Origin of the sequence: uncultured Shewanella sp. (genome assembly GCF_947495455.1) — a bacterium.
Taxonomy (GTDB): domain Bacteria; phylum Pseudomonadota; class Gammaproteobacteria; order Enterobacterales; family Shewanellaceae; genus Shewanella.
The window spans coordinates 1-10,658 of record NZ_CANLZC010000146.1 but is presented as its reverse complement, the minus strand read 5'-3'; the positions used below and the strand labels follow the sequence as shown (position 1 = coordinate 10,658).

Annotated in this window: 11 protein-coding genes; 5 read left to right on the top strand and 6 right to left on the bottom strand. The window is 41.9% G+C overall.

The annotated features are described in order from the left end of the window. Window positions 1-124: 124 nt before the first annotated feature. The 5 genes from Q0791_RS23175 to folB all read right to left on the bottom strand — a co-directional run bounded on the left by Q0791_RS23175 (window position 125) and on the right by folB (window position 3,714). Window positions 125-1,030: a L,D-transpeptidase family protein gene (locus Q0791_RS23175; protein ID WP_299011587.1), complete on the bottom strand. Its 906-nt coding sequence runs from the start codon at window positions 1,028-1,030 to the stop codon at window positions 125-127. A gap of 85 nt (window positions 1,031-1,115) precedes the next feature. Next, complete coding sequence (locus Q0791_RS23170) at window positions 1,116-1,961, bottom strand: SAM-dependent methyltransferase (protein ID WP_299011590.1); 846 nt, start codon at window positions 1,959-1,961, stop codon at window positions 1,116-1,118. 14 nt (window positions 1,962-1,975) lie between these two features. After that, complete coding sequence (locus Q0791_RS23165) at window positions 1,976-2,776, bottom strand: undecaprenyl-diphosphate phosphatase (RefSeq protein ID WP_299011585.1); 801 nt, start codon at window positions 2,774-2,776, stop codon at window positions 1,976-1,978. A 99-nt stretch (window positions 2,777-2,875) separates the two neighbouring features. After that, a complete protein-coding gene (gene folK / locus Q0791_RS23160) occupies window positions 2,876-3,358 on the bottom strand; it encodes a 2-amino-4-hydroxy-6-hydroxymethyldihydropteridine diphosphokinase (protein WP_299011583.1) in 483 nt (160 codons plus the stop codon). Window positions 3,359-3,360: 2 nt separating this feature from the next. Then, window positions 3,361-3,714, bottom strand: a complete 354-nt coding sequence (gene folB / locus Q0791_RS23155; RefSeq protein WP_299011589.1) for a dihydroneopterin aldolase — start codon at window positions 3,712-3,714, stop codon at window positions 3,361-3,363. A 315-nt stretch (window positions 3,715-4,029) separates the two neighbouring features. Here folB and plsY point away from each other — a divergent pair, with 315 nt between their 5' ends. Next, the gene (plsY, locus tag Q0791_RS23150; protein ID WP_299011581.1) at window positions 4,030-4,647 is read left to right on the top strand and encodes a glycerol-3-phosphate 1-O-acyltransferase PlsY; all 618 of its coding nucleotides are present in this window, start codon (window positions 4,030-4,032) and stop codon (window positions 4,645-4,647) included. Between the two features lie 24 nt (window positions 4,648-4,671). Here plsY and tsaD read toward each other — a convergent pair whose 3' ends face one another. Continuing rightward, on the bottom strand, window positions 4,672-5,688 hold the full coding sequence (gene tsaD, locus Q0791_RS23145) for a tRNA (adenosine(37)-N6)-threonylcarbamoyltransferase complex transferase subunit TsaD (protein WP_299011580.1): 1,017 nt from the start codon (window positions 5,686-5,688) through the stop codon (window positions 4,672-4,674). A 230-nt stretch (window positions 5,689-5,918) separates the two neighbouring features. Here tsaD and rpsU point away from each other — a divergent pair, with 230 nt between their 5' ends. From rpsU to rpoD, 4 genes are all read left to right on the top strand, one after another. Beyond that, a complete protein-coding gene (gene rpsU, locus Q0791_RS23140; protein WP_020911290.1) occupies window positions 5,919-6,134 on the top strand; it encodes a 30S ribosomal protein S21 in 216 nt (71 codons plus the stop codon). Window positions 6,135-6,140: 6 nt separating this feature from the next. After that, on the top strand, window positions 6,141-6,584 hold the full coding sequence (locus Q0791_RS23135) for a GatB/YqeY domain-containing protein (protein ID WP_299011578.1): 444 nt from the start codon (window positions 6,141-6,143) through the stop codon (window positions 6,582-6,584). 158 nt (window positions 6,585-6,742) lie between these two features. Then, window positions 6,743-8,473: a DNA primase gene (gene dnaG / locus Q0791_RS23130; RefSeq protein WP_299011576.1), complete on the top strand. Its 1,731-nt coding sequence runs from the start codon at window positions 6,743-6,745 to the stop codon at window positions 8,471-8,473. A 125-nt stretch (window positions 8,474-8,598) separates the two neighbouring features. Next, window positions 8,599-10,428 carry an RNA polymerase sigma factor RpoD gene (rpoD, locus tag Q0791_RS23125; protein WP_299011574.1) on the top strand — a complete coding sequence of 610 codons (1,830 nt, stop codon included), beginning with the start codon at window positions 8,599-8,601 and terminating at the stop codon, window positions 10,426-10,428. Window positions 10,429-10,658: the final 230 nt, after the last annotated feature.

Here is a 10,658-nt window from a genome sequence, read left to right as displayed (position 1 = left end):
GATAGGACTCGGATTTTGACGCATTTAAACGATCAGTCAACCGATCAATAAATCGTTAAATGATCGGCATTACCCATGAAGGACGCTTTTAAACTTTCAAAAACTCAACGTATCAGAGGGATATTTATTGAAATAAACTCACGTTCACCGGTAACCCATTTTGCTCCATAAAGGCGCGATCAACAATATGGGTATCGACATCATATTGTTCCATAAATTGACGATCTTTCTTGGTCAAATGAATAACTTGAATTTCTTTGTGGTTACTTGTGGATAAAGGGGAGTGAACTTCAATCATTTTACGACCATCTGGCTCTATCGATGTTTTCACGGTTTGGTTAATCACAGTAACCTTTTCGCCTCGTGTTATGTGATTAAAAAGCCATTCAATATTGTCAGGACTCAACCTTATACACCCAGCACTCACTCGCATGCCTATACCAAATTTTTGATTGGTTCCATGAATAAGGTAACTGCCTCGACCATGAGCTAATTGAATCGCAAATTTTCCTAATGGGTTATCTGGACCTGGCTGAACCACAGCTGGCAACACTTCACCACGCTCTTCTAAATGCGCTTTACGGATACTGGCTGGCGGTGTCCATGTTGGATTTGGGATCCTTGATTTTACTTCTGTTACCATGACAGGGGTTTCACTGCCAATCTTGCCTATTCCAACAGGAAAAACATACACCTTTTGCTTCCCTTTTGGAAAATAATATAACCTTAATTCGGCTAAATTAATCACCACCCCTTCACGAGGTACATCGGGTAACAACATTACGGTAGGGATCTGCAATAGCGTGCCTTCTTTGGGTAAAAAAGGATCCACATTGGGGTTTACAGCCATTAACTCTAAAATACCCACATCATAATCTTTAGCTATCGTCTGAAAATATTCACCTTTTTGAACAATGTGTTGTTGTACTTCACCAATGAGTCGACTGTTTTTATCCGGCAGTGGGTACACATTTGCCAAACTGGTGAAAGGGAATACTACTAAGATGAACCACAACAATAAACGTATCATCTATCATTCTTTCCTATGATTATTAAGCGTTCCACATTGCTCAAAACACACAATGCTCAAAACACGAAAGGCCTGAAACCAAGGCTTATTTTTTTACCATTAATGCCACAACAAAATCAATTTCAATGGCGTCAAAATGCATCGAAGCAATCTGCTTACGGATTTTGTCACTGGCTCTCCAAGCAAACGGCGTCATATCCAATAACGTGAGTGCTTGCTCACCTGAGCAAGCTACAGTAAAAGAAACAGGCTGACTTTTTATCAACGCCATTTCGCTGGGTACACTTAAGTCTAGTTCTTTATTCGCTAAATCAGTATAAATAAGCGTTTTTATTTGCCACAAATGTCGAGGCGAGGGAATAACCTGAAGGAAAATACCATTTTTTTTCAATACTCTAAATAACTCTTTACCTTTTAAAGGTCTATCAATCAAAGTCACTAAGTCAAAACAATGATTAACAAAAGGTAACACTTTTAATTGACTAACAATATAAGTATTGTCAGGTGCTGACTTTGCCGCCGCAAATAATGCATTTTCCGCTTCAGCAATACCCGTTTGCACTAACTTAAAAGAAGGAGCTTGGGCTTCTAGTGTATTGGCGAGTGCTCGCATATAAAAACCATCAGCACAATCAAAGTCCAAGTGCGTTAACACGCTTTGTTGCAAAATGCCTATCTCATTTTGACTATCAATCAACAAAGCAGCCATCGCATCGACTAGAGGGGTAAACAATCCACTCGCTAATAAATGACGTTTGGCCCGCATGACTTGCCTAGAATCCATTTTAGGCTTTTTCGCTCGACTCAATACCCAATAGCCTTTCTCATCCTTATCAAAGTGATGTTTATTATCGCAATAGAGTCCTTGCGACTCAGCATGCAAGTGTAAGGAGCTTTTACATTTAGGGCATACATAAAGACTGTTTGTCATCATTCATGCCTCTTTTATAAAAAAATAAAACCACAAAGTACTAAGCCCAACAGTAAGCGATAAATCACAAACGGCGTCATACCCATTTTACTGATGATCTTTAAAAAATAATGAATACAAAGATAAGCAGAAACAAAAGACACCACAATGCCTAGCCCTAATGCATGATAATCTATGGCTTGCTCACTTGATATTAAATCTTTTGTCACCAATATCGCTGCCCCTAAGCTCACCGGCACAGACATGAGAAATGAAAAACGCGCAGCGGCTTCTCGTGTCAAACCTAACATCAAGCCTGCAGTCATAGTGATCCCTGATCGCGATGTGCCCGGTATGAGCGCTACAGCTTGGGCTAAACCAATAAATAAGGCTTTTTTCCATCCCACTTGAAACTCAGTCAAACCTTCTCGGCTCATTCTATCCGCCCACCATAACAACAAACCAAAAATGATGGTGGTTGCGGCGATCACTTCAATATGACGAAAATGGGTTGCAATAAAATCTTTCGCAGTAAAGCCCACGACGACAGCAGGGATAGTCGCTAAAATAATCCACCATGCTAAGCGGCTTTCTTCATTTTGCTCCCTATTGACGATGCTGCCAGTCCAAGCCGTAAACATTGAATAAAGCTCATGGCGAAAATAAATCACCACAGCCAACAATGAACCTGTGTTCACTGCAACATCGAAAGATAACCCCTGATCTTGCCACCCTAACAACTGAGCCGGTAAAATCAGATGCGCGGAGCTGGAAATCGGTAAAAACTCGGTTAGCCCCTGAATAAGGGCTAAAATAATGACTTGAAAAGTATCCATAAATATCCAATGCATATCGAAAAGCGGTCAGTAAGGTAACGATTCGCTTTAAGATAATGAAAATAAAAAGTAAAAATAAGAGTGTTTTCTTACATTCCGCTAAAGTAAATCAACTTTCCATAGCCGCTGAGAGTCTTTATCAAAATGTTGCCACAGCACTTGATAGGTTTGCTTCGCAATAGGGTGTAAACGCTCAGGGGCGATTTCAGCGAGAGGCCATAAGACAAATGCATTTTTCAAAATTTCTTCACGAGGAAGCACAACAGGTTGCTCACAAATGCAATCATCATACAGTAATAAATCTAAATCTAATGTTCTGGCACTAAACTTCTTCACACCGGGCAAGCGCCCATGAAGCTTCTCAATTTGCTTGAAAGTGGCCACAACAGACTCAATGGGCTCTGACGTATGACCAGCAGCCACCATATTTAAAAAGTTTTGTCCTTGAAAGCCTACAGCCTCACTTTCAAATACCGAAGATAAAGTCAATGGCCCAAATGCCTTTTCTAATTCGATAAGTGCAGCCTTTACGTACTTTTCTGGCTCAATATTACTGCCTATACTGATGTATATTGTTGCCATGCTTAATCATGCCCTCTTACGATTTCCACACCCACAGCTGACGCCGATGGCACGGCACCGGGCTTCATCACTTTGACTCTCACCCGCAGTACATTAAACTCATCCATGACACATTTCGCCACTTTTTCAGCCACAGTCTCAATAAGATCAACGGGTTTTTCAGTGATCAAAGCAATCAAACGCTTAGATACCGTTTCGTAGCATAATGCAAATTGATAATCATCCGTACTCGCCGCTTCACGAATGTCATAGTCCATGTCCAAATCAATCAAAAGAGTTTGATGGATCTGCTTTTCCCATTCATAAATACCAATTACAGTTTCAACTTTAAGTTCACGAATTAATACTCTGTCCATCATTCATCTCCAAAATAATTAAACGATGAGATTGCTACTTGTATACACGACAATATTATCCAAATTATCAATAATGTCACTTGTCTTCTTTTCTCTCGTCGAAAACCCGAGTAGGATAGAGCTAGGCACGATAGAGCTAAGCACATGCAAGTTAACATTCCATTTTAAGTTTAATTGTTAAATGTCGACTCAATAGTCACATTAAAAATGGATTTTTCACCACTGAAGGGCACCATTAACATTTTCTGTCTAATGGACTAAGACCCCCTTTAGTGAGTGGCGTGATAATACCTTAAGACGGATAAGGAAACCAATTTGAGCATCACTGCACTGACATTATTTATGATCTTTGCCGCCTATTTAGCCGGTTCGATTTCCAGTGCCATCTTAATTTGTCGATTACGCGGCCTGCCCGATCCTAGAACTCAAGGCTCAAAGAACCCAGGTGCCACCAATGTTATGCGTATCGGTGGTGTCAGTACCGCACTTATGGTACTGATTTTTGATATGCTAAAAGGTGCAGCCCCCGCTTATATTGCCTACATTCTAGGCATAGATCCTCTTTTGTTAGGCGTCATTGCCATTGCTGCGTGTTTAGGCCACATTTATCCTGTTTTCTTTCATTTTAAAGGCGGCAAAGGTGTCGCCACCGCTTTTGGTGCTATGGCTCCCATTGGTGGCGACTTGGCCCTTTGTTTAATAGGCACTTGGTTATTGATTGCTTTAGTGACGCGATACTCCTCCCTTGCCGCTATTGCTGCTGCCCTGACAGCGCCGATTTATACTTGGTGGTTAGATGACAGATTCACACTACCTGTTGCCATGTTATCGGCATTAATCCTTATTCGTCACAAAGACAATATTATTCGCCTATTACAAGGCAAAGAAACCAAATTACGATTAAAGAAAAAGCAAAAAAAAGCACCTAAATAGGTGCTTATGCTTATCAGTGTAACTTCAAGACACAGGAGATAGGGTATCCAGCGGCCACCTCGGCTGCCCCTTAACCGCTAAATCATCGACTTGCCCCGCTTTTAATCGCTGTAAGCCCGCATAAGCTATCATGGCGCCATTGTCGGTGCAAAATTCCCCTCTAGGGTAATACACTTTTCCGCCTTCTTTGTTCATCATGTCGGCTAATGATTTTTGTAAGCGTGTATTGGCACTGACTCCGCCCGCTACGACCAAACGTTTATAACCTGTTTGTTTCAACGCTCTGCGGCATTTTATCGCCAAAGTATCCACAATCGCCTCTTCAAATGCACAAGCGATATTCGCTCTGGTCTGCTCATCACTCGGTTCTGAAGCAATCGTATTCGCTGTAAAGGTTTTTAATCCTGAAAAGCTAAAATCCAGACCCGGCCTATCTGTCATAGGTCTGGGAAAATGATAGCTTCCAGGCACACCTTGGGCTGCTAATTTAGACAATCTAGGACCTCCAGGATAATCAAGTCCCATTAACTTCGCTGTCTTATCAAAAGCTTCACCCGCAGCATCATCAAGGGATTCACCTAACACTTCATAACGGCCAATGCCTTCCACCGCCACAAGCATAGAATGCCCTCCCGATACTAATAAGGCTAAAAACGGAAAAGCTGGCGCGTCATCTTCCAGCATAGGGGCTAATAAATGTCCCTCCATATGATGAACACCAATGGCGGGTTTATCCCATGAGAAAGCCAGCGCACGCCCCACACAAGCACCAACAAGTAATGCACCGATAAGCCCAGGTCCTTTGGTATAAGCAATGCCATCCAGTTCCTCAATACTCACCTTAGCATCCGTTAGTGCTTGCCTCACCAACGGAATAATTTTACGGACATGGTCTCTTGACGCCAATTCAGGCACAACCCCTCCATAGTCAGCATGCAACTTTACTTGACTATATAAGGTATGAGACAACAAGCCTTGTTCATCATCATAAATCGCAATCCCCGTCTCATCACAAGATGTTTCAATACCTAAAACCCGCATTCTTTTCCGTCTTTTTGGTTAATAAAATAAGGCCTAATTCTACCTGCTGAGCCAGAATTACACCAGTTATGCGCACATCAAAATCCCTTATATGGGCAATATGCGTATTTCTGTCGTGTGAAAGGCTTTACAAACGCCCGTCAATCGGTATAGAATTTCGCACCATTTTTAAATTAACTTGGGTCTGATTCGTCTTGACCCACCAACCGACACCTAAGGGGTGATGGCGTATGCCAATTATTAAAGTACGTGAAAATGAACCATTTGACGTAGCTTTACGTCGTTTCAAGCGCTCTTGTGAAAAAGCAGGTATTTTAGCTGACGTTCGTGCTCGTGAATTTTACGAGAAGCCAACTACTGCACGTAAACGTGCTAAAGCCGCTGCTATCAAGCGTCTTGCTAAGAAGCTTTCTCGCGAAAATGCGCGTCGCGTACGTTTATACTAATCTCTTATGAGCCTAGTTAATCAGCTGAAAGACCAAATGAAAATTGCCATGCGTACCAAAGAAAAGGTACGTTTAGGCACTATTCGTATGGCATTAGCTGCCGTCAAACAGATTGAAGTGGATACCCGCGAAACACTGAATGATGAGCAAGCTATAGCAGTATTAACCAAAATGGTAAAACAACGTCGTGATTCTGTTGCACAATATACTGCTGCAGGACGTGACGAATTAGCGCAAGCAGAAGCGGAAGAAATTCGAATCCTTGAAGAATTTCTACCGCAACCTCTAACTGAAGAGGAAATCTCAGCGTTAATTGATGCCAGCATTCTTGAAATGTCAGCATCTTCCATGGCGGATATGGGCAAAGTAATGGGAGCATTGAAACCAAAAGTATTGGGCAGAGCTGACATGGCATCAATTAGTGCCATGATTAAAGCAAAGCTTAAATAAATGCCGTTTTAATGTATGAACAAGCCGTGCTCCTGCACGGCTTGTTTGTTTTAATCCTTGATTGTTTTAATCCTTGATTGTTTTATGCAATAGTCGACGTTAAACTATACAATTATCTTCCCAATAATCTGTTTATAAAGGCGGCTTTTTTCCCAAAAATGGCAATACCTCGTGATTTCATTAATGAGCTAGTCGCTCGTATTGATATAGTCGATCTGATTGACGCTAAAGTACCTTTAAAAAAAGCAGGTAAAAATCACTCTGCCTGTTGCCCTTTCCATAGTGAAAAGTCACCTTCATTTACTGTCAGTCGAGATAAACAGTTTTATCATTGTTTTGGTTGTGGCGCTCACGGTAATGTCATTGACTTTGTGATGGAATATGATCGGCTTGATTTCATTGATGCCATCGACGAATTAGCAGGACAACTCGGCTTAGAAGTCCCTCAAGAGCAAGGTTCTCGTAAACCACGCAACGACAGTTTAAGCCGTGATTTGTATCAATTAATGGAAGAGGCGAGCCTATTTTATCAACATCAGCTTAGACAGCATGATGAAAAACAAAAAGTGCTTGATTACCTTGACTATCGAGGCTTATCGCAAGAAATTATTACTCATTTTAACATTGGGTTTGCCCCCGATGGCTGGGATGGATTACTCAGTCGCTACCGTCAAAGTTCAGATGCCCAAAATAAATTATTAACGGCAGGCATGGTCATTGAAAATGATAACGGTAAACGTTATGACAGATTTCGAGACCGACTCATGTTCCCCATTCGGGACAGACGCGGCAGAGTCATTGGCTTTGGTGGACGTGTATTAGGTGATGGCACACCAAAATACTTGAATTCTCCAGAAACGCCCATATTTCATAAGGGCAATGAATTATATGGCCTCTATGAAGTTAAACAACGCCATAAAGATCCTAAGCAAATATTAATTGTTGAAGGTTACATGGATGTGGTGGCATTGGGTCAATTTGGTGTCGATTATGCCGTCGCTTCATTAGGCACCGCCACCACTGCAGAGCAATTTCAATTATTGCTTCGTAGCACACGAGAAGTGATTTGTTGTTATGACGGAGACAGAGCAGGACAAGAAGCGGCTTGGCGAGCATTAGAAACCGTATTGCCCTTATTAAAACCAGGCGTACAAATTCGCTTCATGTTTATACAAGAAGGTGAAGATCCTGACAGCATAATAAGGCAAATCGGTAAAGAAGCCTTTGAAGCACAACTGGCTCAGGCTAAGCCCTTAGCAGATTTTTTATTTGATAATCTGACCCAAAAATACGCAAAAGATGATAAGAGTTTACTGGCACAAAGTGCCATAAAACTCATAGAGAAAATACAAGATACTGTATTACAAAGCTTATTGCTGGAAGAGCTGGCACATAAGCTCAGAATGAATAATGCCGATGAGCTGAAACGCAAGTTTAATTTTGCATCTAAAGCACAAGATAAGCCAAACAAAACCCAAACCTTAACAGGCAGAGGAACACCTTTACGACTGGCCATTGCCCTTTTAGTGCAACATCCTCGTTTAGGCTATGGCTTACCTCAGCAACCGGCACTGCAACACATACAAATGCCGGGCATTGATTTGCTCAGCTTAGTATTAAGGTTAACGCAGCAGCAAGTCATGAGCAGCGCACAACTACTTGAACATTTCAGGGGAGACAAACAAGTCAACATCCTGAATAAATTAGCCCAATGGGATCATCAAGTGGCGGATGAAAACTTACTGCAAAAGTTAAAAGGGACCTTGGTTTGGCTAAATAATCAATATATTGAGCAACGATATCAAGAACTCAGTCTCAAGCAACAACATACTAAAGAAGAAAGGATACAGCTTCAAAAGCTTATCTCGGTCATGAAAGCACAAGCTTAGCATAAAAAACGTGCAAAACTTGCCGCTAAGACTAGCACAAGGACGCGTACAAGGCTATAATTGACGATTTGCGTGGCATACTTGCCCCGTCGTTTTAACTGTTACTCCCAACTTGGATGATATCTATGGATCACACTCCGCAGTCGCAACTTAAATTGTTGCTTGCCAAAGGTAAAGAGCAAGGTTATTTAACCTATGCAGAAGTGAACGACCACTTACCTGCTGATATGGTCGACGCCGACCAGATTGAAGATATTGTCCAGATGATTAATGACATGGGAATTCGGGTCTACGAACAGGCGCCCGATGCCGATGACATTATGATGTCTGAAGACAGTACTGATGATGATGCAGCTGAAGAAGCCGCGGCGGCGCTGGCCACCGTAGAAGCCGAATTAGGCCGCACCACTGATCCCGTCCGCATGTATATGCGTGAAATGGGTACCGTTGAACTGCTTACTCGTGAAGGCGAAATTGTTATCGCCAAGCGTATTGAAGAAGGGATCAACACAGTACAAGCATCCGTCGCTGAATATCCTCAAGCAATTAGTATTATTCTTGACCAATATGATCGCTATAAAGCGGAAGAGCTCCGTTTATCCGATATCATTTCAGGTTTTGTTGATCCTAACGCTGAAGATGTGGCACCAACGGCAACACATATTGGTTCTGAACTTTCTGATGAAGATCTCGCCGATGAAGACGTTGAAGGCGAAGAAGGCGATGATGAAGATGGTCCAAAAGGACCCGATCCTGAAGAAGCTGAAGAGCGCTTCGCTCAATTAAGAGAAGCTCACGAAAGTGCGTTAAAAGTTATCGCACTTAAAGGCCGTGGCCATGCAGAGTCAACCTTAGCACTCTTTGAAATTGGTGAAATCTTCAAAGAATTCCGTTTAATGCCTAAGCAATTTGATGGCTTAGTGAAAAATATGCGCGAAATGATGGACAAAGTGCGTATTCAAGAGCGACTCATCATGAAGCTCTGCGTTGAACAAGCCAAAATGCCCAAGAAGAACTTCGTTAAAAGCTATACCAGTAATGAAAGCAGCATTGAATGGTTCAATGTCGAGCTTGCATCAGGTAAACCTTATGCTGAAGGTCTGAAAATGGTTGAGTACGATGTGCAACGCTGTCGTGCTAAACTGGATGCCATTGAAAATGAAACGGGCCTTGCCATTGGTGCGATTAAAGATATCAATCGCCGTATGTCAATTGGTGAAGCAAAAGCACGCCGTGCAAAGAAAGAAATGGTTGAAGCCAACTTACGTTTGGTGATCTCCATTGCGAAAAAATACACCAACCGTGGTTTACAATTCTTGGATCTCATTCAAGAAGGTAACATTGGTTTAATGAAAGCGGTAGATAAGTTTGAATATCGCCGTGGTTATAAGTTCTCAACCTATGCCACTTGGTGGATCCGTCAGGCGATCACGCGTTCAATTGCCGATCAGGCTCGTACTATTCGTATCCCTGTTCATATGATTGAAACGATTAACAAGCTTAACCGTATTTCGCGTCAAATGCTTCAAGAAATGGGCCGCGAGCCTTCACCGGAAGAATTGGCTGAACGCATGTTAATGCCGGAAGACAAGATCCGTAAAGTGCTTAAAATTGCCAAAGAGCCGATTTCAATGGAAACGCCCATTGGTGATGATGAAGATTCACATTTAGGCGATTTTATTGAAGATACTACCCTTGAATTGCCATTAGACTCAGCCACTGGCGAGAGCTTGAAGAATGCCACTCATGAAGTATTAGCGGGTTTAACGGCGCGTGAAGCTAAAGTATTGCGTATGCGTTTTGGTATTGATATGAATACCGATCATACGTTAGAAGAAGTAGGTAAGCAGTTTGATGTAACGCGTGAGCGTATTCGTCAAATTGAAGCAAAAGCCTTACGTAAACTGCGTCATCCTTCTCGTTCAGAGATCTTAAAGTCCTTCCTAGACGAGTAATATGCTAACGTAAACCTTATCATATAAATGATTCAAAAAAACCCAACGCTAATAACGTTGGGTTTTTTATATTCATTCATCTTCTGGCACTACTCTTTTATACCAATTCCATTATATAAGTGATCTTTCAGCGGGAATTCAACATGCTGTAGACAAGGCAGATGATTGAAGCTAATAGTTATTCTATATCGAAAGCAGCTAACGTAGCATAAAGTATGTTGAAACCCGCA

What these genes read in the sequence shown, in the direction of transcription:
- Q0791_RS23175 (WP_299011587.1), bottom strand. Translation starts at nt 1,030, where the DNA reads ATGATACGTTTATTGTTGTGGTTCATCTTAGTAGTATTCCCTTTCACC.
- Q0791_RS23170 (WP_299011590.1), bottom strand. Translation starts at nt 1,961, where the DNA reads ATGACAAACAGTCTTTATGTATGCCCTAAATGTAAAAGCTCCTTACAC.
- Q0791_RS23165 (WP_299011585.1), bottom strand. Translation starts at nt 2,776, where the DNA reads ATGGATACTTTTCAAGTCATTATTTTAGCCCTTATTCAGGGGCTAACC.
- folK (WP_299011583.1), bottom strand. Translation starts at nt 3,358, where the DNA reads ATGGCAACAATATACATCAGTATAGGCAGTAATATTGAGCCAGAAAAG.
- folB (WP_299011589.1), bottom strand. Translation starts at nt 3,714, where the DNA reads ATGGACAGAGTATTAATTCGTGAACTTAAAGTTGAAACTGTAATTGGT.
- tsaD (WP_299011580.1), bottom strand. Translation starts at nt 5,688, where the DNA reads ATGCGGGTTTTAGGTATTGAAACATCTTGTGATGAGACGGGGATTGCG.
- rpsU (WP_020911290.1), top strand. Translation starts at nt 5,919, where the DNA reads ATGCCAATTATTAAAGTACGTGAAAATGAACCATTTGACGTAGCTTTA.
- Q0791_RS23135 (WP_299011578.1), top strand. Translation starts at nt 6,141, where the DNA reads ATGAGCCTAGTTAATCAGCTGAAAGACCAAATGAAAATTGCCATGCGT.
- dnaG (WP_299011576.1), top strand. Translation starts at nt 6,743, where the DNA reads ATGGCAATACCTCGTGATTTCATTAATGAGCTAGTCGCTCGTATTGAT.
- rpoD (WP_299011574.1), top strand. Translation starts at nt 8,599, where the DNA reads ATGGATCACACTCCGCAGTCGCAACTTAAATTGTTGCTTGCCAAAGGT.